This is a genomic window from Micromonospora sp. NPDC047740 (genome assembly GCF_043204735.1).
Classification (GTDB): Bacteria; Actinomycetota; Actinomycetes; order Mycobacteriales; family Micromonosporaceae; genus Micromonospora.
Genome location: NZ_JBIDCT010000021.1, coordinates 20190 through 41394, shown reverse-complemented (window position 1 = coordinate 41394; position 21205 = coordinate 20190). Strand labels below are relative to the sequence as shown.

The window sequence follows — 21205 nt, the reverse complement described above, 5'->3', positions numbered from 1 at the left end:
ACGAAAGGGGGAGGGCGATGACGACACACCCCGGCGACGCCGCGGACCGGCGGCGGCCACGCAGGCGTGCGGCGGCGGCAGCCGCCGCGCTGGCGTTGGTGGCGCCGTTGGCCGCCTGCGGTTCCGGTGGTGACGGCGGTACGCCGACGATCAACCTGTACTACCCGCCGGAGCAGAACCTGCAGAAGGTGGTCGACGACTGCAACGCCCAGGCGCAGGGGCGTTACCGGATCGTCTACCGGGTGCTGCCGCGGCAGGCCGACGACCAGCGGGTGCAGATGGTGCGTCGGCTGGCCGCGCAGGACAGCGGGATGGACGTGCTCGGCCTCGACGTCACCTGGACCCAGGAGTTCGCCAGCGCGCACTGGATCCGGGAGTGGACCGGCCAGGACAAGGCAGAGGCGGAGCAGGGCACCCTGGCCGGCCCGCTGGACACCGCCCGCTACGAGGGCAAGCTCTACGCCGCGCCGAAGAACACCAACGTGCAGCTGCTGTGGTATCGCACCGATCTGGTGCCGGAGCCGCCGAAGACGTGGGACGAGATGATCTCCGCCGCGCAGCGGCTGAAGGAGCAGGGCAAGCCGTACCAGGTGCTCACCATGGGCGCCCAGTACGAGGGTCTGGTCGTCCTCTACAACACCCTCGCGGAGAGCGCCGGCGGGAAGATTCTCAGCGACGACGGCAAGCGGGCGGTGATGGACGAGGGCACCGTCAAGGCCCTCGACCAGCTGCGGAAGCTGGCCACGTCGGGGGTGACGTCGCCGTCGTTCACCAACGCCACCGAGGACCCGGTACGGCTGGAGTTCCAGTCCGGCGGCGGGGCCTTCGAGGTCAACTGGCCCTTCGTCTATCCGGCGATGCAGGAGGCGGCGCCGGACATGGCGAAGAAGGTGAAGTGGGCGCGGGTGCCGGGCATCGAGGCGAACACCCCGAGCAAGGTCACCATCGGCGGCGTCAACATGGCGGTCAGCACCTACTCGAAGCACCCGAAGGAGTCCTTCGAGGCCGCCAGGTGCATCCGCAATCCGGAGCACCAGAAGTTCTCCGCGGTCAACGACGGCGTGCCGCCGACCATCGAGAAGGTCTACGAGGACCCGGAGATGGACAAGGCGTACCCGATGAAGGAGACCATCCTGGAGGAGCTGAAGGAGCCGGCGGTCCGGCCGCTGACCCCGGCGTACCAGAGCATCTCCACGGTGATGTCGGCGATGCTGTCGCCGCCGTCGGGGATCCGGCCCGAGCAGACCGCCGACGAGTTGCGCAAGGCCATCGCCGACGCCCTCGAGTCGAAGGGGGTACTGCCGTGAGCGAGATCCACCCGCAGCGGGCCGACCGTCCGGAGGTGACGGCATGAGTGTGAACGCCACTCCCACCGGCGCGGACGTCGCCGCCGAGGCCGAACGCGGCCCCGGGCGGCACGCCGCGGTGCCGGCGCAGCGGACCCGGCGCGGGACGAAGGCCCCGCTGAGCGAGAACAAGCGGGCCGAGCGGCGCCTTGGCTGGCTGCTCTGCGCGCCGGCCGCGCTGGTCATGCTGCTGGTCACCGCCTACCCGATCCTCTACTCGGTCTGGTTGTCCCTGCAGCGCTTCGACCTGCGCTTCCCCGACCAGCGCGAGTTCGTCGGGCTGGACAACTACGTGACCGTGCTGGGCAACCAGTTCTGGTGGACCGCGTTCGGGGTGACCGCCCTGATCACCGTGGTGACCGTCGCGGTGGAACTGGTGCTCGGCATGGGCCTCGCGTTGATCATGCACCGGACGCTGGTCGGCCGGGGCATCGTCCGCACCGCGGCGCTGATCCCGTACGGGATCGTCACGGTGGTCGCGGCGTTCTCCTGGCGGTACGCCTGGACGCCGGGCACCGGCTACCTGGCGAACCTGTTCGACGGCAGCGCGCCGCTGACCGAGCGGGCCAGCTCGCTGGCGATCATCATGCTGGCGGAGATCTGGAAGACCACGCCGTTCATGGCGCTGCTGCTGATGGCCGGCCTGGCGCTGGTGCCGGAGGACCTGCTCAAGGCCGCGTCCACCGACGGTGCGACGGCCTGGCAGCGGTTCACCAAGGTGATGCTGCCGGTGATGAAGCCGGCGATCCTGGTCGCCCTGCTGTTCCGCACCCTGGACGCGTTCCGGGTCTTCGACAACATCTTCATCCTGACCGCGGGCGGTAACGAGACGTCGTCGGTGTCGATGCTCGCCTACAACAACCTGATCCGGGGGTTGAACCTGGGCATCGGCTCGACGATGTCGGTGCTGATCTTCATCACCGTGGCGATCCTCGCGTTCGTCTTCGTGAAGTTGTTCGGCACCGCTGCCCCGGGCAGCGACGACGGGGAGAGGCGCTGACATGGCCACCGAAACCACCATGCGGGCGAGGCTGCGCTGGGGTCTGCTGGACGTCCTCGTCGTCGTCTTCGCGTTGATCCCGGTGCTCTGGATCGCCTCGCTGTCGTTCAAGACCCCGGCGACGCTCACCGACGGGAAGTTCATCCCGCGGGAGTGGACGCTGGACAACTACCGGACGATCTTCGCCACCGACCAGTTCGTCCGGGCTCTGGTCAACTCGATCGGCATCGCGCTGATCGCCACCCTGATCGCGGTGGTGCTGGGGGCGATGGCCGCGTACGCGGTCTCCCGGCTGGACTTCCCCGGCAAGCGGTTGCTGATCGGGGTGTCCCTGCTGATCGCGATGTTCCCGCAGGTGTCGCTGGTCTCGCCGCTGTTCGAGATCGAGCGGCAGCTCGGCCTCTTCGACACCTGGCCGGGGCTGATCCTGCCGTACATCACCTTCGCGCTGCCGTTGGCGATCTACACGCTGTCGGCGTTCTTCAAGCAGATCCCCTGGGATCTGGAGAAGGCGGCGAAGATGGACGGCGCCACCCAGGGCCAGGCGTTCCGGCGGGTGATCGCGCCGCTGGCCGCGCCGGGGCTGTTCACCACGGCCATCCTGGTTTTCATCTTCTGCTGGAACGACTTCCTGTTCGCCATCTCGCTGACCTCCACCGAGCGGTCCCGCACGGTGCCGGCCGCGTTGTCGTTCTTCACCGGCGCGTCGCAGTTCGAGGATCCCACCGGGGCGATCTGCGCCGCCGCCGTGGTGATCACCGTTCCGATCATCCTGTTCGTGCTCTTCTTCCAGCGCCGCATCGTCTCCGGCCTGACCTCCGGCGCAGTCAAGGGATAGGTGGTGTTGTCATGGCTGACATCGTGCTGGACAAGGTGAGCAAGCGGTTCCCGGACGGGACCGTGGCGGTGCGGGACGTCGACCTGGAGATTGCCGACGGCGAGTTCGTGATCCTGGTCGGCCCCTCCGGCTGCGGGAAGTCGACCACGCTCAACATGATCGCCGGGTTGGAGGACATCAGCTCCGGTGAGCTGCGTATCGCGGGGGAGCGGGTCAACGACCGGGCTCCGCGGGACCGGGACATCGCCATGGTGTTCCAGTCGTACGCGCTGTACCCGAACATGACGGTCCGGGAGAACATGGCCTTCCCGCTGCGGCTGGCGAAGCTGGACCGGGAGAGCATCAACACCAAGGTTGAGGAGGCGGCGAAGGTCCTGGAGCTGACCCCGCTGCTGGACCGCAAGCCGGCCAACCTCTCCGGCGGCCAGCGGCAGCGGGTGGCGATGGGCCGGGCGATCGTCCGGCAGCCCAAGGCGTTCCTGATGGACGAGCCGTTGTCCAACCTGGACGCCAAGCTGCGGGTGCAGATGCGCACGGTGGTGTCCCGGCTGCAGAAGCAGCTCGGCACCACCACCGTCTACGTGACCCACGACCAGACCGAGGCGATGACCCTCGGCGACCGCGTGGTGATCATGCGGGGTGGCGCGGTGCAGCAGGTCGGCCCGCCCCAGGAGCTCTACGACCACCCGCGCAACCTCTTCGTCGCCGGGTTCATCGGCTCGCCGTCGATGAACTTCCTGCCCGCCGCCGTCGAGGAGGGCCACCTGCGGACGGCGTTGGGTGATGTGCCGATCGGCAACCGGGTCCGCCATCAGTTGGCGGGCGGTGACGCGCCGCGGGAGCTGATCCTCGGTATCCGGCCCGAGCATTTCGAGGACGCCGAGTTGCTCGACGAGGAGACGCGCCGCCGGGGTCTGGAGTTCGAGGCGCCGGTGGAGATCGTCGAGTCGATGGGCTCCGACAAGTACGTGTACCTGACCGTTGAGGGGGAGCGGGCCAACTCCGCTGAGCTGGAGGAGTTGGCCGCCGACGCGGGCACCGGCGACTTCACCGGCACCGGTTCCAGCCTGGTCACCCGGCTGTCCGCCGAGTCGCCGGCCCGGGAGGGGGAGCACCGGCGGGTCTGGTTCAACCTGGAGAAGATTCACCTGTTCGACCCGTCCACCGGGCGGAACCTGACCCTGCACGAGGGCCGGGCGGCCGGCGCGCTCGCCGACTGAGGGACGCGGACTGAAGGGCCGGTGCCACGCCGCCGGCCCTTCAGTCTGCCGGCAGCCGGTCCAGCAGCTTGTCCAGCCGGAGGGGCAGGTCCCGGACCCGTACGCCGGTGGCGTGGTGCACCGCGTTGGCGACGGCGGCGGCGCTGCCCACGATGCCGATCTCGCCGATCCCCTTCACCCCGGCCGGGTTCAGGTCAGGGTCTTCCTCCGGCAGCCAGTACGCCTCGATCCGCTCGACGTCCGCGCAGCCGCTGATGTGGTAGGTGGCGAGGTCGTGGTTGACCCAGTCGCCGTACCGCTCGTCGAGCAGGCCCTCCTCGTGCAGCGCCATCGACAGGCCCATGGTCATGCCGCCGATGAGCTGGCTGCGGGCGGTGGTCGGGTTCACCACCCGGCCGACGGCGAACATGCCGAGCATCCGGTCCACCCGGACCTCGCCCGTGTCCGCGTCCACCCGCACTTGCACGAAGTGGGCCCCGTAGGCGTACCGGGCCAGCGGACGTTGGGCGCGGACCTCGTCGGCGGTGCTCACCTCGACGGTCAGCCCCTCGGCGGGTACCGCGGTGTCGCGGAGCCGCTGCCGCAGCTGCTCGCAGGTCCGGATCACCGCCCAGCCCCACGAGGCGGTGCCCATCGAACCGCCGGCCACCGGGGCCGGCGGCAGGTCGCTGTCGCCCACCCGGATGGCGACCCGGTCGGCGGGTACCGCCAGGGCGTCGGCGGCCAGCTGCCACAGCGCCGTCCGGGCGCCGGTGCCGATGTCGGTCGCGTTGATCCGTACCTCGAAGGTGCCGTCGGGTGCGGCGGTGGCCGTCGCGGCGGCGGCCCGGGAGCGGGCCGGGTAGCTGGAGCCGGCCACCCCGGTGCCGATCAGCCATCGCCCGAGTCGCCGGACCCCTGGCGTCGGGTCGCGGTCGGCCCAGTCGAACCGGCGGGCCCCCTCGCGGAGGCAGGCGACCAGGTTGCGGCTGCTGAACGGCTGCCCGCTGTCCGGGTCGACGGTCGCGTCGTTGCGGACCCGCAGCTCGACCGGGTCGACGCCGCACGCGGTGGCCAGCTCGTCCAGCGCCGACTCCAGCGCGTACGCGCCCGGGCACTCGCCGGGGGCGCGCATCCAGAACGGGGTCGGCACGTCCAGTCGGACCAGCCGGTGCGTGGTGCGCCGGTGGCGGCCGGCGTACATGCTGCGGGTGTAGACGGCGGTCTGCTCGGCGAATTCGTGCACCTTCGAGGTCTGGCTGATCGCGTCGTGGCAGACCGCGGCGATCCGCCCGTCGGCGTCCGCGCCGAGCCGGATCCGTTGGATGGTGGGGGTGCGGTATCCGATCGGGCCGAAGAGCTGCTGCCGGGTCAGCGCCAGCCGCACGGGCCGGTCCACCTGCCGGGCGGCGAGGGCGGCGAGCACCACCGGCGCCTTCGGGGCCCCCTTGCTGCCGAAGCCGCCGCCGACGTGCTCGGCGATCACCCGGACCGCCTCCGGGGGCAGCCCGAACAGCTGTGCCAGGGTGGCCTGCACCGGGGTCGAGCCCTGGGTGGAGTCGTGCACCAGCAGCCGCCCGTCCCGCCAGCGGGCGGTGGTGGCGTGCGGCTCCATCGGGTTGTTGTGGTAGGCCGGGGTGCGGTAGGTGGCGTCCAGCTGGACCTCCGCGGCCGCGAAGGCGGCGTCGAAGTCCCCCTCCGCGGTGTCCGCGGGGTAGCCCGGGTTGACCTTGTCCGGGCGGTACAGGCCCGGGTGGTGTGCGGAGAGGACGGTGCTGTGCGCCTCGGTGTCGTAGTCGATCCGGACCAGCCGGGCGCCCTCCCGCGCCGCCTCGAGGGTCTCCGCCACCACCACGGCGACGAACTCCCCCCGGTAGTGCACGGTCGGCTCCTGCAGCAGGAACAGCGTGTCGTCCACGCCGGGCGCCAGCCGGGACGCGTTGCCGTGGTGCAGCACGTCCAGCACGCCCGGCACGGCCAGCGCCGGGGCCGCGTCGATCCGGCTGATCCGCCCGCGGGTGGCCGCCGCCGGCACCGCCCAGCCGTACGTGACGTCGTCCACCGGGTACTCCACCGCGTACCGGGCCGTCCCGGTGACCTTGTCCCGGCCTTCGAGGCGGGGGTGTTCCCGGCCCACCGCGCCGACGGGTGGCGCGTTCATCGGGGTGCCGCCCCGGCCAGCGCGGTCAACGCCCGGACGGTGAGGTTGCGGATCAGCGGCACCTTGAACCCGTTGTGCGGCAGGGGACGGGCGGCGGCGAGTTCGGCGTCCGCGGCCCGGGCGGCCAGCTCGGCGGTGAACGGGCGGCCGCGCAGCGCCTCCTCCGCCCGGTAGGCCCGCCACGGGCGGTGCGCGACCGCCCCGTAGGCCAGCCGGACGTCGCGGACCGTGTCCCCGGCCAGGTCCAGCGCCGCGGCCACCGAGCCGACCGCGAACGCGAAGCTGGCCCGGTCGCGCACCTTGAGGTAGGTGCAGTGCCGGGCGAAGGGCAGCGGCGGGATCCTTACCCCGGTGATCAGCGCGCCGCGGGGGAGGCTGGTCTCCCGCTCGGGATGCTCGCCGGGCGTCCGGTGCAGTTCGACCAGGGGGATCTCCCGCGCGCCGCCCGGGTCGTACACCTCCACCACCGCGTCGAGGGCGACCAGGGCGACCGCCAGGTCCGACGGGTGGGTGGCCACGCACAGTTCGGACCAGCCGAGGATGGCCAGGTCCCGGTTCTGCCCGTGGCGCGCCGCGCAGCCGGTGCCGGGCTCCCGCTTGTTGCACGCCTTCCCGGTGTCCTGGAAGTAGACACAGCGGGTGCGTTGCAGCAGGTTCCCGGCGGTGGTGGCCATGTTGCGCAGCTGCCCGGAGGCGCCGGCGAGCAGCGCCCGGGAGAGCAACGGGTGGTCCCGCCGGACCCTCGGGTCCGCGGCGAGGTCGCTGTTGCGCACGGTCGCGCCGATCCGCAGCCCGCCGTCCGGTAGGGCCTCCACCGTGTCCAGCGGCAGGCCGGTGACGTCGACCAGCAGGTCGGGGCGTTGCACCCCGAGTTTCATCAGGTCCACCAGGTTGGTCCCGCCGCCGAGGTACGCCGCCTCCGGCTCGCCGTCGAGCAGCGCGACCGCCTCGGTGACGTCGGCGGGCCGGTGGTAGCGGAAGGGCTTCACAGCGCCGCCGCCACGTCCCGGATCGCGGCCACGATGTGCGGGTACGCGGCGCAGCGGCACAGGTTGCCGCTCATCCGTTCCCGTACCTCCGCGTCGGTCAGCTCCACCGGTGCGGTGAGGTCCTCGGTCACCGCGCTGGGCCAGTCCTGGGCCACCTCGTCGAGCATCCCGCGGGCGGAGCAGAGCTGCCCGGGTGTGCAGTAGCCACACTGGAAGGCGTCGTGCGCGACGAATGCGGCCTGGAGCGGGGACAGGTCCGCCGGGCCGGCGAGTCCCTCCACGGTGACCACCGTCCGGCGGTCCAGGGTGACCGCCAGGATCAGGCAGCTCTTCACCCGCCGGCCGTCGAGCAGGACGGTGCACGAGCCGCACTGCCCGTGGTCGCAGCCCTTCTTGCTGCCGATCAGGGCGAGCCGCTCGCGCAGGGCGTCCAGCAGGGTGGTCCGGTTGTCCAGCGTCAGGTCGTGGTCGACGCCGTTGACGGTGAGCGTGATGCGGGACGACCGGTCGTCGTCCGCCGGTTTCCCGCTCTCCCGCCCGCTGCGCACCGCGCCAGACTACCGTTGACTACGACATCCAATGACAAATACGGGCAGAAGCCCGGAATTGGCGATCGGTGGGGCGGCATGCGCGAGGTCCTGGCCGCGGCCCACGACTGGCGGCGGCGACGGATCCCCTTCGGCCTGGCGACCGTGGTGGCCAGCAGCGCGGGCACCGTCACCGGCCCGGGCGACCTGCTCGCCGTCGACCCCACCGGCGACGTGCGCGGCGGCATCCCGGCCGGCTGCGTCGAGTCGGCGGTGCTCGACGCGACGGCGGAGGCCCTGCGCACCGGCCGGACCCGGCTCGCCCGCTACCGGGTGGGCGGGGACGGCCCATGGCCGGCCCGGCCCGGCTGCGCCGGGACCGTCGAGGTGCTGCTGCGCCGGGTGACCGCGGACTGCCCCACGGCCCGCTCCCTCGCCGCGCTCGCCGGGCCCGACCCGGTCGCCGTGGCAACCGTGGTGGGCGGCCGGGCACCCTTCGCCGCCGAGCTGGTGATCCGGCCGGACCGGACCGAGGGCACGCTCGGCACCGCGGACCTGGACGACTGGGCCGTCGACCGGGCCGCCGGGCTCCCGGCCGGCGCCGTGGTGCTGGGCTACGGCGAGCGCCCCGGCGTGCGGGTGCTGTTCCAGGCGATGCCGGCCGCACCGCGGATGCTGCTGTTCGGCGCCACCGCCGTCGCCGCGGCGCTCGCCCGGATCGGCGCGGACCTCGGCTACCGGGTCGTCGCCTGCGACCCGCGACCCGCGTTCGCCACCGTCGCCCGGGTGCCCGACGCACACGAGGTGCACCGGGCCTGGCCACACCGCCTGCTGGCCGCCACCCCGGTCACCCTGGACACGGTGCTCTGCCTGCTCGGTCACGACCCTCGCTACGAGCTCCCGCTGCTGCGCGCGGCGCTGTCCACCCCGGCCGGCTACCTCGGCGTGCTCGGCAGCCGCGCGGCGCACGAGGCCCGCCTCACCCGCCTGCGCGCCGACGGGGTACCCGAGACCCAGCTGGCCCGGCTGCGCGCACCGGCCGGGCTGGACCTCGGCGGGCGCAGCCCGGCCGAGACGGCGCTGGCGATCGCCGCGGAGGTGGTGGCCTGGCGCCACGGCGGCAGTAGCCGGCCGCTGTCCGGCCTGACCGGCCCGATCCACGCCGCCCACCCGGCCGGCCTGACCGAGGCGGCGGCGCGGTGACCGTGGCCGGGCTGGTGCTCGCCGCCGGGGCCGGACGCCGGCTCGGCCAGCCGAAGGCACTCCTCGACTGGCACGGTGAGCCGCTGCTCCGGCGCGCGGTCCGGCTGCTGCACCTCGGCGGTTGCGACCCGGTGCACGCGGTGGTCGGCGCGGGCGCCGGCCGGCTTCCCGCACTGCCCGGCGCGGTCCCGGTGGCCAACCCGCAGTGGCGCGACGGCCTCGGCGGCTCGCTGCTGCGCGGTCTGGACTCACTGCCGGACGTCGCCGACGCGGTCGTGGTGGTGCTCGTCGACCAGCCCTGGCTGACCCCGGCCGCGGTCCGCCGGGTACGCGCGGCGTACGCGGCCGGCGCTGTCGTCGCCGTGGCCGGCTACGCCGGCCGGCCCGGCCATCCGGTCCTGCTCAGCCGGGCCACCTGGCCGCTGGTCGTGCCGTACGCGACGGGGGACCGGGGTGCCCGTGACTTCCTGCGGGCCCGGGCCGACCTGGTGACCGTGGTGCCGTGCGACGGGTCACCGGCCGACGTGGACACCCCGGCGGACCTGGCCCGAGTGCATCCGCGGCCGTCCCTGCCCTGATCGCCGGGCGATGGTCTCCAGCAACTCCGCAAACCTCTGCCGATCCACGCTCGCTCCTCAGGTACGCAGGGGCAGGCCGAGGTAGCGGGCGTAGTCGGCCAGGCCGGACTCGACGCGGGAGCGCAGCGCGGCGTCGAACGGCGCCAGCGGCTGCACGGTCACCGAGACCGAGGCCTTCCCGACCGTCCGCTTCCACGTGCCGACCACCCGGCCGTCGCGGACCACCGTCGGCAGGAACACCCCGTTGTTGCCGGGGACCACGGCGGCGGCGTGCGCCGGGTCGAGCATCAGCGTGCGGTCCTTGAAGCCGAGTAGGTATTCGTCGAAGCCGAGCAGCGTGTGCACGTCGTCGACCGGCTCGCGGGGCGCGTCGAGGAGGGAGGCGTCGACCATCGCCTCGACACCGTCCACCGCTACCGGGGCCAGGGCGTCGCCGGCCACCGCGAAGCCCCGCCGTGCGTCGGTGACCGTCAGGCCGGTCCACCGGGCCAGCTCGTGCGGGGTGACCGGGCCGTGGCTGCGCACGTACCGCAGGGCGAGGATGCCGAGCGCCTCGTCGCGCTCCGGCCGGTGCGGGTCGGGCACCCACTCGTCGAGCAGGGCGAACGTCTGCTCGGTGCCGACGTGCGGGGCGATGCAGGTGACGCCGCGCTGGGCGGCGTACCAGAGCAGGTGGTAGCCCCGCTGCCCGGTGGTGTCGATGCCGGCGGCGCCGAGGGCGGCCAGGCACTGCGCACGGGTGAGGCGGCGGCCGCCGGCCAGGGCCGTGCCCAGCACGTCCACGGCCCGGTCCGCCTCGGCCTCGGTGAGCCCGAGCTGTGCCCGGCGGGTGGCGGCGCCGGCCAGCGTGCGGACGCCGGTCACCGCCAGCATCCAGTGGGCGTCGCGGGACGGCACCAGGTGGACCGTGCCGCGCATCGGCCAGGTCCGCAGCGCCTCCCGCCGCTCCAGCGCCGCCCGCACGTCGGCCAGCGTGCGCCCGGGCAGGCGTACGCCGAGCGACCACAGGCCGCTCGCGTTGTCCTGGGCCTGCATCGCGCCGAACCACTCGACCACGCCGGCGACCCCGTCGGGGCGCGCCACCGGGTGCGGGCGCAGCAGCAGGCTGGTCATCCGCAGCGCCAGCGCCTCGGCGCCGGTGAGCCGTACGGGCACGCAGGCCTCCCGTCAGTGGTGGACGGCCAGCATAGGCGGCGGGTCCGACGTTTCCGCGGGACGCGACCGGGCGGGTGGGAGACGCCCACCCGCCCGGGTCGCTCTCGTCTCACTCCTGCGGCCGGGCCTCCTCGGGCACGTCCGCCTCGACCACTTCCCGGCGGACCTGGGCGTGGGCGGGCCGCTGCTCGACGACCTGGTGGCTGGCCAGCCGGACGCGTTCGACCGGGACCCGTTCCTTGACCACCACCGGGCGTTCGGCGTGCAGCACCATCTCGCGCTGCTCCGTGTCGGTGCCCGCGGGCACGGTACCCCGGTCCGCCTCCGCGATCGGTTCCCGGACGAGGGTCGCCTCCTCGTGGGCGACCGGCACGGTGGTGTGCACGTTCTCGGTCACCACGCGCTTGCGGAGCCGCGCCGTGCCGGCCGGCACGGTCTCGGTGTCGAACCGGGCTTGTTCCTCGAACCGGGTCAGCTCCGGTGGCCCGGGCCGCTCCGGCCGTCCGGCCGCGCCCTCGGGCGGCAGCTGGTAGTGCCGGTGGAGCAGGGTCAGCTGGTCCGCGCCGAGCGGCTGGTCGGTGCCGGGCTCCACGGCGGGGGCGGTGCGGACGGTGGTCCGGTCGTACGGCACCCGCAGCCGGTCCGCCTGCCACTGGGCCGCCTGCAGCGGAGCCATCGACTCGCGGTGACCCGTGCCGGCGGTGCGTACGCTGACCCAAGTGGGCTCGCCTGCGGGGTTTGCCCAGACCTGGCCCACGGTGCCGATCGTCGCGCCCGAGCGGTCCTGGACGTCCTGCCCGTACAGCGAGCGGATCTGCGGTTCGGTGAGCCGCATGGTTCGTCCTCCCTCTCGTGGGTCACCGAGAGGATCCCCGTCGGCGGGGACGGCATGCCGGGGAATCGGGACGAATAGGAGGAGCAGGAGGAGAACACCTGATCGCGCTGCGCCAGCCGGCATGCCGGCGGAGCGCGATCCCCCGTTCAGGTGCCTTCGGGCGGTGGGACGCGGATCGGCACCGGTGCGAACAGGATCCCCGGAGTCCGGATTCCGGGCAGCCGTTCCGGTCCGAACTTGCGCAAATATTGAGGTTTGCTGACCGATCGACAGGAGTGAATCAAGCCGCGGAGGGTGCCACGGCAGTCGTTTGACGCCGCAACCAACGGGTAGTCCTCCGAGTTCGCCCGGAACCGAGGAGGAAACGTCTGATGGACGGCCACGTCAACGTCGCGGTGATCTATTACAGCGCGACCGGCATCACCTACCAGATGGCGCAGTCAGCGGTCGAGGCCGCGGGCGAGGCCGGTGCCGAGGTCCGCCTGCGCAAGGTGCGGGAGCTGGCGCCCGACGAGGCGATCCGCTCCAACTCGGGGTGGCAGGCGCACCACCTGGAGACGCAGGACGTGATGGAGGCGCAGCTCGACGACCTCTCCTGGGCCGATGTGGTGATCTTCGGCTCGCCCACCCGCTACGGGATGGTGGCCGCCCAGCTCAAGCAGTTCATCGACACCACCGGCCCGCTCTGGGCCCAGGGCATCCTGGCCAACAAGGTCTACTCGGCGTTCTGCTCCACGGCCACCTCGCACGGCGGTCAGGAGTCCACGCTGCTGGCGCTCTTCAACGTGTTCTACCACTGGGGTGGGGTGGTGGTGACCCCCGGCTACACCGACCCCAGCCAGTTCGTCGCGGGCAACCCGTACGGCGCCTCGCACACCAGCAACAACGGCGAGATCGCACCGGACCACCTCGCGCTGGCGGCCACCGCGCTGACCGCCAAGCGGGCGATCCAGATCAGCGCCGCGCTGAAGCGGGGGATGGCCGGCTGAGCACCGGCGACCGGTGGCCGGGCAGGGGTTCGGACCCGTCCGGCCACCGGCCGCCGCAGTCCTACCCCCGGTCAGCCGGCGCATGCCCGGCGAGCGCGCGATGGTCGAGCAGGTGCGCGAGCAACTCGGCGAGGATGACCATGCCGTCGCGGCTGAGCACCGACTCCGGGTGGAACTGCACGCCGGCGAAGCCGGGCCCGCGCAGCGCGTGCACCGCTCCGTCGGCCGGGTCCCGGGACAGCTCCACCGGGCCGTACGGGGTGGCGACCCGGTCCGCGCCGGCCCGGGCGGTGAAGCTGGAGTAGAAGCCGACCCGGCGGGTGGCGCCGAACACCGGCACGTCCCGCGGCACCCCCTGGTACGGCGCGTCCCGCCGATGCAGCGGCAGCCCGAGCAGCCCGGCCAGCAGCTGGTGCCCGAGACAGACGGCGAGGGTCGGCCGGCCGGCCGCCAGCAGCTGTGCCAGCAGCGCCCGCATCGTCGCCATCTTCGGCTCGGCGAGGTCGGTCGGGTCGCCCGGGCCGGGGCCCATCACCACCAGGTCGTACTCCCCGACCAAGCCGGGTTGCTGCCAGCCGCGGCGCGCCACCGCCAGGCCGAGGGCGCCGAGCTGGTGGACGAGCATGCCGGTGAAGGTGTCCTCGCCGTCCACGATCAGCGCCCGCCGGCCGGCCAGCCCGGGCAGGACCGTTGCCCCCGGGGTCCGCTGGTCCAGCCAGAACCGGGCCAGCGGCGCGTTGCGGGCGGCGAGGGCGGCGCGTACCTCGGGGTAGTCGGCGAGCGCGCGGCCCGGCGCGTCCGGGCCGGACTGAGCCGGGCGGGCCGCCGGCGCGTCGGGGCCGAGGCCGAGCGCGGCGAGCACCCCGGCTGCCTTGGCGTGGGTCTCGGCCACCTCACCGGCCGCGGTGGAGTGCCGCACCAGCGTCGCCCCGACCGGCACCCGCAGCTCGCCGGTGGGGGAGAGCTCCGCGGTGCGGATCAGGATGGGCGCGTCGAGGGTCTGCCGGCCCGCGGCGTCCCGGCCGAGCAGGGCGAGCACCCCGGCGTAGTAGCGGCGGCCGGTCCGCTCGTGCCGGGCGATCACCCGGCATGCGTTCTCCATCGGGCTGCCGGTGACCGTGGGCGCGAACATGGTCTCCCGCAGCACCTCCCGGACGTCGCGGGAACCCCGTCCGGCCAGCAGGTACTCGGTGTGTGCCAGGTGCGCCATCTCCTTGAGGTACGGCCCGACCACCTGCCCGCCGTGCTCGGCGACGGTGGCCATCATCTTCAGCTCCTCGTCGAGCACCATGTACAGCTCCTCGACCTCCTTCGGGTCGTGGAGGAAACGCAGCAGGGCGTCCCGGTCCGCCGCCGCGCCGGTGTGCCGGAACGTGCCGCTGATCGGGTTCATCATGACCAGACCGTCGTCCACGCTGACGTGCCGTTCCGGGCTCGCCCCGACCAGGGTCCGGGTGCCGGTGTGCACGACGAACGTCCAGTACGCGCCGCGTTCGCGCAGCAGCAGCCGGCGCAGCGCGGCCAGGGCCGCCGCCCGGGGGTCGCCCTGCACGGTGGCCCGCAGGGTGCGGTGGATGACGAAGTTCGCGCCCTCACCGCGGCCGATCTCCTCGGCGAGCACCCGGCCGACCGTGGCCGCGTACTCGGCGTCGGAGCTGTCGAAGCCGGCGTCGGTGGTGACCACCGGGACGTCCGGCAGCGCGGCCAGCGCGTCGGCCAGGGGGATCTGCCGGTGCTCCCCGATGACCAGGCACTCCAGCGGCATCCCGTCGTCGACGCAGGCGAACCCCCGCTCGGTGATCTGCCGGTAGGGGACCAGGGCCAGCGTGCGCGGCCCTGGACCGCCGTCGGGCAGCGGGACGTCGGCGAGCCGCTCGGCGGTGCGTACCGTGCCGGTGAACAGGTCGAGATGGTCGGCGCCCGCGCGGCGGACGAGCGCGAACGGGCCGGGGTCGAGGCCGGCGGCGACGGCGGCGAGCGGGTCGTGCGGGCGGGTCATCGGGTCTCCTCGTGAGCCGGTGGCCGCCTGCGAGGCGACCCGGGATGCCGGGGAGAGACCGGCGGCCGCCTCGTCGGGCGGCCGCGTGGGAAAGCTACGCGCGGGGGTGGGCCGCCGGGTCGGCGGGCCACCAGCAGGACAGGAGCGCGGGCATGGCGATCACTCTACGCGCCCGGGCGGCCCCCCGGAAGCCGATCGCCGCTGCGGACCTGCCGCGCGGATCTTGGCTTCGCGGCCGTCCCCGGCGGGTAGGTTGTCCCGCGATGACCATTCTCGCTCTCGACCTGGGCACCTCCTCCGTACGCGGGCTGGTGCTGGACGCCGACGCCGTCCCGCGCCCCGGCGCGCTGGCCCGGCGGCGGGTGCGGCTGACCACCGGCGAGGACGGCACCGGCACGCTGGACGGTGCCGGCTACCTCGCCCGCCTGGTCGAGTGCCTGGACGAACTGGCCGAGGGCGGCCACCTGCGGGACGTCGAGCTGGTCGCCGCCTCGGCGCAGTGGCACTCGGTGCTGCCGCTGGGCGCCGACGGGGAGCCGCTCGGCCCGGTGCTGACCTGGCTGGACACCCGGCCGGAGCCGGTCGCCGGCAGCGCCGGACCGACCGACCCCGCGGCCTTCCACCAGCGCACCGGCGGATGGTGGCACCGCTGCTACTGGACGGTGCGGCTGCCCTGGCTGCGGGCGCGGGCCGGCAGCCGGGTGGCCCGGTTCGTCGGGCTGGTCGAGTACGTCCTCGACGCGTTGCTGACCGAGGCGCCGATGTCGGTGTCGATGGCTTCCGGCACCGGGATGCTCGACCTGGGCCGGATGGCGTGGGACGCCGAGGCGTGCGCGCTGGCCGGCGTACGCCCCGCGGAGCTGCCGGCGCTGGCCCCACAGCGGTGGCGCGGGCGGCTCCGCCCCGAGTGCGCCCGCCGCTGGCCGGACCTGGCCGAGGCCCGGTGGACCGCCCCGGTCGGCGACGGTGCGGCGTCCAACGTCGGGTCCGGCTGCGTCGACGAGTCCCGGGCGGCGGTGACCGTCGGCACCTCCGCCGCGGTACGCGTCGTCCGGGCCGTCCCCGCCGACGCGGCACTGCCGCCGCTGCCCGACCAGCTATGGCGCTACCGGGTGGACCACGAGCACGTGGTGACCGGCGCCGCCTACTCCAGCGGCGGGAACCTGTACGCGTGGGCCAACCGGGAGCTGCGGCTACCCGAGGGCGCCGAACTGGAGGCGGCGCTGGCCCGCTCCACCCGGGACCTGCGGGTGCGGGCCAATCCCCGCTTCGGTGGGGACCGCCCGCCCGGCCTCGCCGCAGCCGGCTCCGGCGAGCTGCACGGGCTCAGCTTCGGCACCACCGCCGTCGATGTCCTCGCCGGGCTGATGACCGGCCTGTGCCGGCTGGTCGCCGACGACCTCGCCGTGCTCGAGTCCGATGTAGATCATCCGGTCGAGGTGGTGCTGGGCGGTGGTGCGATGGCCGCGTCCGCCTGGTGGCGCGGGGCGTTCGCCGACGCCCTGGCCCCACGCACGGTGCGCTTCCAACACAATCCGGAGGTCGGAGCGACCGGCGCCGCACTGGTGGCGCTCGGCCGGGTTACGGAGGCGGCGCGCGTCGGCGGTATCGGCCGGACGGACGAGGGGGCCCCGCCGAACACCGTAGGTGGTGCCCGGCCGCACTGACCATCCTGGTCGTGCGGCCGATCATCCCGTTGACAGAGCCCGCCGGCCTGGTTGGATGGACTCCGCTCCCCCTGCGACGGGAGTCGAGGGACCGAGGAGGCAAGCGTGGGCGCAGGTCCCGACCCGGCTCGCGGAACGGCCGCCCGCCCGGGCCGGAGCCGACGCGACCGCGTGGTGCCCCACCGGCCGCGCTCGGCGTTCCGGTTGCAGGACTGGCGGATCGGCACCAAGCTCGCGACGGTGCTGGTCATCCCCTCGCTGGCGTTCCTGGTGCTGGCTAGCGTGCAGACCCAGGGGCTGGCCGGGCAGACCAGCGCGCTGACCACCTTCGCCGAGCAGGTCGGCATCGGCCGGCAGATCACCGCCGTGGTGGACCGGCTCCAGCAGGAACGGGACCGCGCGGCCGGGGAACTGGCCGCGCTGCGCCGCGCCGGCACCGGCGCTGACCGGGACGCCGCCATCGCCGCGCTGAAGCCGTTGCAAGACGCCACCAACCAGGCGCTGTCCGAGCTGCGCCGGGCGGCTGAGCCGCTCGCCGGCGCCGACGCCGCCTGGCGGGTCGCGTACTCGGAGGTCCTGGAGGCGTACGACCAGGTGGTCTACATCCGGGCCGCGATCCCGCCCGCGGTGCTCAGCACCGACACCATCCTGAGCAACTACCACCGGGCCATCGGCGCCCTGCTCAACCTGCTGGCCGAACCGTCGCCCGGGGAGGGCCAGCAGGCGCTCACCGACGCGGTGCTGCGGTACGTGCAGCTGTCCCGGGTCAAGGAGTTCACCTCCCGGATCCGGGCCGAGCTCTACGCGGCCGCCCGGGCCGGCCGGTACGACGTCGACGACCAGGTCACCCTGACCGACCTGCGGGCCCAGCAGCTCACCGCCCTGGGCGCGTTCCGCCTGGCGGCGAGCACCGAGCAGGTCCGCCGCTATGACCTCGTGTCGGTGAATCCGGCGTTCGTGGCGGCCGCCCGGCTGGAGGAGCAGACCCTGCCCACCGGCACCGCCGAGCCGGCGGTGCTCTCCGCACCCGAGTGGTGGGCGGCCAGCGAACGCCGGCTGGAACTGCTCCGCCAACTCGAGGGTGAGGTCCTCGACGACGCGGTACGCCACGCCGACGGCGCACGCGCGCAGCAGCTGCGGGACACCCTACTGGTGGCGGGCAGCATCGTCGCGGTGCTGCTGGTCGCCGTGCTGATCTCCCTGCTGATCGGACGGTCCATCGCCCGGTCGATGCGCCTGCTACGCCGCGAGGCGCTGCGGATCGCGCAGGTGGAGCTGCCACACACCCTGCACCGGCTGCGCGCGGTCGACCGTCCAGTGGCGACGATCGAGGTGCCACCCACGGCGGTCCACTCCCGGGACGAGATCGGCGAGCTGGCGGAGGCGTTCGTGGCGGTGCACCGCAGCGCCGTCGACGTCGCGCTCGAGCAGGCGACGATGCGGCGCAACGTCAACGCCATGTTCGTCAACCTGGCCCGGCGCAGCCAGGTGCTGGTGGAGCGGCAACTGGAACTCCTCGACGAGCTGGAACGCGAGGAGAGCGACCCGGAGCAGCTGGAGAACCTGTTCAAGCTCGACCACCTCGCCGCCCGCATGCGGCGTAACGACGAGAGCCTGCTGGTGCTCGCCGGCATGGAGTCCAGCCGCAGGTGGAACCGGCCGGTCGGCCTGGGCGCGGTGCTGCTCGCGGCGAGCGCCGAGATCGAGCAGTACCAGCGGGTCCGCCACCGGTCCAGCGCCGCCCTGCACCTCGTCGGCCACGCGGTCGGGGACCTGGTGCACCTCTTCGCCGAGCTGCTGGAGAACGCCACCGCCTTCTCCCGGCCGGACACCGTCGTCCACGTCGTCGCCTGGAGCGACGGCACCGGCGCGGTGGTGCAGATCGTCGACCAGGGGCTCGGGATGAGCCCGACCGCGTTGGCCGAGGCGAACGCGCTGCTGGCCGAACCACCGGCCGCGGACGTGGCGGCCTCCGAGCGGATGGGCCTGTTCGTGGTCAGCCACCTCAGCGCCCGGCACGGCGTCGAGGTGAAGTTGCGCAGCGACCACGAGGGACTGGTGGCCCGGGTCCGGATCCCCGCCGACCTGCTGGCCCCGGCACCCGAGCCCGAGCTGGACCAGCCCGCCGCGCCGCGGATGCTGACCCACCGCCTCGCCGCCCGGTCCCGGCTGTACGCCGCCGCCCCGCCGGCCGACCTGCCGCTGGCGGGACGCCGGCCGGAAATGCCCGCGCCCGAGCTGCCGGTGGCGGGCCGGTTCCCCGACTTCGCGGCCGAGCTGCCGGTGGCCGGCCGCCCGGCGATGCCGCCGGCGGGGATCCGCCCCGATCCACCGGCCCCGGCCGCGCCGGCGATGCCGCGGCAGGCCCGCCCCGTGCCGGTCCGGGCCGAGGACGTGCTGACCCCGGCCGCCGGCTCGCCCGGCGGCGGCTGGTTCACCCGCCAGGGTCCGGCGTCCTCGGTGCTCGGCGTGACATCGCCGCCGGCCGCGACCCCGGTCACGGCCGGGATCAACGCGCGGGGCCTCCCGGTACGCGTGCCGATGGCCCAGCTCGGCGCGGTCAGCCAGCCCGCCCGCCCGCAGCAACCGGTGCCCCGCCACGAGCCCGACCCGGACGCGGTCGGCGGCATGCTGTCCCGCTTCTACGGCGGGCTGCGGCGGGCGGAGGCCGAGGAAACCATCCAGATGTACATGCCGCCCGCCGGCGTACGCAGCGAAGGAGGACAACGACCGTGACGACGTTGAGCCAGGAGGCACGCGACCTGAGCTGGTTGGTGAACGCGTTCGCCGAGCGGGTCCCGGGGGTGGCGCACGCCGTGGTGGTCTCCTCCGACGGACTGCTGGTGGCGATCTCCGCCCACCTGCCCCGCGACCACGCGGACAAGCTCGCCGCGGTCACCTCCGGGCTGATGAGCATCACCGCCGGCGCGGCCCAGATGTTCGACGGGGACATCGTCAAGCAGACCGTGGTCGAGATGGGACGGGGCTACTTCCTGGTCATGCAGATCCGGGACGGCTCCATCCTGGCCACCCTGGCCGGCGCCGACGCCGACATCGGTGTGGTCGGCTACGAGATGGCGCGGCTGGCCAAGCAGGCCGGTGAGATGCTCACCCCGGCGCTGCGGGCGGAGCTGCAGCAGGCACTGCCCCGCTGAGCGGGGCGGGCCCGGCCGGCGGAGCGTCCGGCCGAGCCGCGAACCGGTTAGAGGCCGTTGTTGCGGATCACCGTGCGATACCAGTGGGCGCTGCGCTTGAGCACCCGGCGCTGCGTCGGATAGTCCACGTAGACCAGTCCCCAGCGCTGGTCGTATCCCTCGGCCCACTCGAAGTTGTCCAGCAGCGACCAGACGTGGTAGCTCTCCAGCGGCACGCCGTCGCGGATGGCCCGGTGGGCGGCGGCGAAGTGGTCGCGAAGGAAGTCGATCCGGGCGGTGTCGTCGACCGTGCCGTCCGGGGCGAGCGTGTCCGGGCAGGGCAGCCCGTTCTCGGTGATGGTGAGCGGGATCGGACCGTAGTCGCGGGTGACCCGGGTGAGGATGTCGTACATCCCCTCCGGGTAGATCTGCTGCCACTCCGCCTCGGAGGTCGGCCACTTCCGCACCGTCTTGCCCTGGCCGGTGACGTAGATGGGCGTGTAGTACTGCACGGCGAGCAGGTCCACCGGGCTGGCGATCACCGCGAGGTCGCCGTCGCGGATCCCGCGCACCATCCGGCTGTCCGCACCGAGGTCGGCCAGCACGTCCTGCGGGTAGGCGCCCGTGAACACCGAGTCCAGGTAGAGCCGGTTCTCGTAGCCGTCGTAGAGCCGGGTTGCGGCCGCCGCCTCGGCGGTGTCGTCGGCCGGGTAGCAGGGGTGCAGGTTGAGCGCCGGGCCGATCCGCCCCTCGACGCCGGCGGCGCGCAGCGCGCGTACGGCGAGGCCGTGGGCGAGCTGGAGGTGGTGGGCGACCAGATAGGCCGCCGCCGGGTCCTGCCGGCCGGGCGCGTGGTGCCCCGACAGGTAGCCGTTCTGCACCACGGTCTTCGGCTCGTTGATCGTCAGCCAGGCCGGTACCCGGTCGCCGAGGGCGCGGAAGACGATGTCCGCGTACGCGCCGAAGCGTTCGGCGGTGTCCCGGTTCTCCCAGCCGCCGGCGTCCTGCAGGGCCTGCGGCAGGTCCCAGTGGAACAGGGTGGCCATCGGGGCGATGCCGCGCTCGTGCAGCCCGTCCACCAGCCGCCGGTAGAAGTCGAGGCCGCGCTGGTTGGGTCGGCCGGAACCGTCGGCCTGGATGCGTGACCAGGAGATGGAGAACCGGTAGCTGCGCAGCCCGAGGTCGCGCATGAGGTCCAGGTCCTCGGCGTAGCGGTGGTAGTGGTCGGCGGCGACGTCACCGGTGTCGCCGTTGCGGGTCCGTCCCGGGGTGCGGCTGAAGGTGTCCCAGACCGACTCACCCCGGCCGTCCTCCTTGGCCGCCCCCTCGATCTGGTAGGCCGAGGTGGCCGCGCCCCAGCCGAAGCCGGGCGGGAAGCGCAGCGCCCCGGACGAGGCGTCCCCCTCCGGGGCGGGGTCGGGTGTGTCGTCGCAGCCGGCGACGGCGGCGGATGCGACGGCCCCAGCCACGGCGGCGCCGGCCAGCCCGGTGCGGACCGCGCCGGTGGCGGCCGCGGAGAGGGCGGCGCGCCGGAGCAGGCGCCGTCGGGTGAGTAGCGACATGGGCGTTCTCCTCGGGGATCACT

General features: G+C 73.8%; 17 protein-coding genes. 10 read left to right on the top strand and 7 right to left on the bottom strand.

Translation table 11 applies throughout. The annotated features are described in order from the left end of the window. Positions 1-17 precede the first annotated feature (17 nt). From ACGF4F_RS30640 to ACGF4F_RS30625, 4 genes are read left to right on the top strand one after another with little or no spacing between them, the layout of a single operon-like run. Positions 18-1307: an ABC transporter substrate-binding protein gene (locus tag ACGF4F_RS30640; RefSeq protein ID WP_393082732.1), complete on the top strand. Its 1290-nt coding sequence runs from the start codon at positions 18-20 to the stop codon at positions 1305-1307. A 43-nt stretch (positions 1308-1350) separates the two neighbouring features. Next, complete coding sequence (locus tag ACGF4F_RS30635; protein ID WP_393082729.1) at positions 1351-2346, top strand: carbohydrate ABC transporter permease; 996 nt, start codon at positions 1351-1353, stop codon at positions 2344-2346. A 1-nt stretch (position 2347) separates the two neighbouring features. Further along, positions 2348-3184 carry a carbohydrate ABC transporter permease gene (locus tag ACGF4F_RS30630; protein WP_357441894.1) on the top strand — a complete coding sequence of 279 codons (837 nt, stop codon included), beginning with the start codon at positions 2348-2350 and terminating at the stop codon, positions 3182-3184. A gap of 11 nt (positions 3185-3195) precedes the next feature. Further along, a complete protein-coding gene (locus tag ACGF4F_RS30625) occupies positions 3196-4404 on the top strand; it encodes a sn-glycerol-3-phosphate ABC transporter ATP-binding protein UgpC (protein ID WP_357441892.1) in 1209 nt (402 codons plus the stop codon). A 40-nt stretch (positions 4405-4444) separates the two neighbouring features. On the opposite strand, the gene ACGF4F_RS30620 is transcribed toward ACGF4F_RS30625, so the two are convergent. Genes ACGF4F_RS30620 through ACGF4F_RS30610 form a run of 3 tightly spaced genes read right to left on the bottom strand, consistent with a single transcriptional unit; the run spans position 4445 to position 8081 of the window. Further along, positions 4445-6544 carry a xanthine dehydrogenase family protein molybdopterin-binding subunit gene (locus tag ACGF4F_RS30620; protein WP_393082725.1) on the bottom strand — a complete coding sequence of 700 codons (2100 nt, stop codon included), beginning with the start codon at positions 6542-6544 and terminating at the stop codon, positions 4445-4447. Then, on the bottom strand, positions 6541-7533 hold the full coding sequence (locus ACGF4F_RS30615; protein ID WP_393082722.1) for an FAD binding domain-containing protein: 993 nt from the start codon (positions 7531-7533) through the stop codon (positions 6541-6543). Before ACGF4F_RS30615 ends, ACGF4F_RS30620 begins: the two co-directional genes overlap by 4 nt. Continuing rightward, positions 7530-8081 (bottom strand): 2Fe-2S iron-sulfur cluster-binding protein, encoded by a 552-nt coding sequence (locus ACGF4F_RS30610; RefSeq protein WP_393082719.1) that lies wholly within the window; start codon positions 8079-8081, stop codon positions 7530-7532. Before ACGF4F_RS30610 ends, ACGF4F_RS30615 begins: the two co-directional genes overlap by 4 nt. Before the next feature lie 78 nt (positions 8082-8159). On the opposite strand from ACGF4F_RS30610, the gene ACGF4F_RS30605 reads away from it, so the two are divergent. Together ACGF4F_RS30605 and ACGF4F_RS30600 are read left to right on the top strand one after the other, a co-directional pair. After that, complete coding sequence (locus tag ACGF4F_RS30605; protein WP_393082716.1) at positions 8160-9263, top strand: XdhC family protein; 1104 nt, start codon at positions 8160-8162, stop codon at positions 9261-9263. Then, the gene (locus tag ACGF4F_RS30600; RefSeq protein ID WP_357441884.1) at positions 9260-9841 is read left to right on the top strand and encodes an NTP transferase domain-containing protein; all 582 of its coding nucleotides are present in this window, start codon (positions 9260-9262) and stop codon (positions 9839-9841) included. The genes ACGF4F_RS30605 and ACGF4F_RS30600 overlap by 4 nt, the downstream gene beginning before the upstream one ends. Positions 9842-9898: 57 nt before the next feature. Here ACGF4F_RS30600 and ACGF4F_RS30595 read toward each other — a convergent pair whose 3' ends face one another. Beyond that, positions 9899-10996: a winged helix DNA-binding domain-containing protein gene (locus ACGF4F_RS30595; protein ID WP_393082714.1), complete on the bottom strand. Its 1098-nt coding sequence runs from the start codon at positions 10994-10996 to the stop codon at positions 9899-9901. Positions 10997-11105: 109 nt separating this feature from the next. Further along, complete coding sequence (locus ACGF4F_RS30590; RefSeq protein ID WP_393082711.1) at positions 11106-11831, bottom strand: YsnF/AvaK domain-containing protein; 726 nt, start codon at positions 11829-11831, stop codon at positions 11106-11108. A gap of 371 nt (positions 11832-12202) precedes the next feature. Between ACGF4F_RS30590 and wrbA the strand changes: the two genes are divergently transcribed. Beyond that, positions 12203-12820: an NAD(P)H:quinone oxidoreductase gene (gene wrbA, locus ACGF4F_RS30585; RefSeq protein ID WP_357441879.1), complete on the top strand. Its 618-nt coding sequence runs from the start codon at positions 12203-12205 to the stop codon at positions 12818-12820. Between the two features lie 61 nt (positions 12821-12881). On the opposite strand, the gene ACGF4F_RS30580 is transcribed toward wrbA, so the two are convergent. Continuing rightward, positions 12882-14819, bottom strand: a complete 1938-nt coding sequence (locus ACGF4F_RS30580; protein WP_393082708.1) for a chorismate-binding protein — start codon at positions 14817-14819, stop codon at positions 12882-12884. A gap of 263 nt (positions 14820-15082) precedes the next feature. Between ACGF4F_RS30580 and ACGF4F_RS30575 the strand changes: the two genes are divergently transcribed. The 3 genes from ACGF4F_RS30575 (at position 15083) to ACGF4F_RS30565 (ending at position 19641) form a co-directional block, all read left to right on the top strand. After that, positions 15083-16486 (top strand): FGGY family carbohydrate kinase, encoded by a 1404-nt coding sequence (locus ACGF4F_RS30575; protein ID WP_393082705.1) that lies wholly within the window; start codon positions 15083-15085, stop codon positions 16484-16486. A 105-nt stretch (positions 16487-16591) separates the two neighbouring features. Next, positions 16592-19222: a nitrate- and nitrite sensing domain-containing protein gene (locus tag ACGF4F_RS30570; RefSeq protein ID WP_393082702.1), complete on the top strand. Its 2631-nt coding sequence runs from the start codon at positions 16592-16594 to the stop codon at positions 19220-19222. 5 nt (positions 19223-19227) lie between these two features. Next, the gene (locus ACGF4F_RS30565) at positions 19228-19641 is read left to right on the top strand and encodes a roadblock/LC7 domain-containing protein (RefSeq protein ID WP_218012428.1); all 414 of its coding nucleotides are present in this window, start codon (positions 19228-19230) and stop codon (positions 19639-19641) included. Positions 19642-19688: 47 nt separating this feature from the next. Here the strand turns inward: ACGF4F_RS30565 and ACGF4F_RS30560 are convergent, their stop codons facing one another. Further along, on the bottom strand, positions 19689-21182 hold the full coding sequence (locus ACGF4F_RS30560; RefSeq protein ID WP_393082700.1) for a GH1 family beta-glucosidase: 1494 nt from the start codon (positions 21180-21182) through the stop codon (positions 19689-19691). Positions 21183-21205 lie beyond the last annotated feature (23 nt).

What these genes read in the sequence shown, in the direction of transcription:
- ACGF4F_RS30560 (WP_393082700.1), bottom strand. Translation starts at nt 21,182, where the DNA reads ATGTCGCTACTCACCCGACGGCGCCTGCTCCGGCGCGCCGCCCTCTCC.
- ACGF4F_RS30635 (WP_393082729.1), top strand. Translation starts at nt 1,351, where the DNA reads ATGAGTGTGAACGCCACTCCCACCGGCGCGGACGTCGCCGCCGAGGCC.
- ACGF4F_RS30575 (WP_393082705.1), top strand. Translation starts at nt 15,083, where the DNA reads ATGACCATTCTCGCTCTCGACCTGGGCACCTCCTCCGTACGCGGGCTG.
- ACGF4F_RS30605 (WP_393082716.1), top strand. Translation starts at nt 8,160, where the DNA reads ATGCGCGAGGTCCTGGCCGCGGCCCACGACTGGCGGCGGCGACGGATC.
- ACGF4F_RS30590 (WP_393082711.1), bottom strand. Translation starts at nt 11,831, where the DNA reads ATGCGGCTCACCGAACCGCAGATCCGCTCGCTGTACGGGCAGGACGTC.
- ACGF4F_RS30640 (WP_393082732.1), top strand. Translation starts at nt 18, where the DNA reads ATGACGACACACCCCGGCGACGCCGCGGACCGGCGGCGGCCACGCAGG.
- wrbA (WP_357441879.1), top strand. Translation starts at nt 12,203, where the DNA reads ATGGACGGCCACGTCAACGTCGCGGTGATCTATTACAGCGCGACCGGC.
- ACGF4F_RS30625 (WP_357441892.1), top strand. Translation starts at nt 3,196, where the DNA reads ATGGCTGACATCGTGCTGGACAAGGTGAGCAAGCGGTTCCCGGACGGG.
- ACGF4F_RS30620 (WP_393082725.1), bottom strand. Translation starts at nt 6,544, where the DNA reads ATGAACGCGCCACCCGTCGGCGCGGTGGGCCGGGAACACCCCCGCCTC.
- ACGF4F_RS30580 (WP_393082708.1), bottom strand. Translation starts at nt 14,819, where the DNA reads ATGACCCGCCCGCACGACCCGCTCGCCGCCGTCGCCGCCGGCCTCGAC.
- ACGF4F_RS30630 (WP_357441894.1), top strand. Translation starts at nt 2,348, where the DNA reads ATGGCCACCGAAACCACCATGCGGGCGAGGCTGCGCTGGGGTCTGCTG.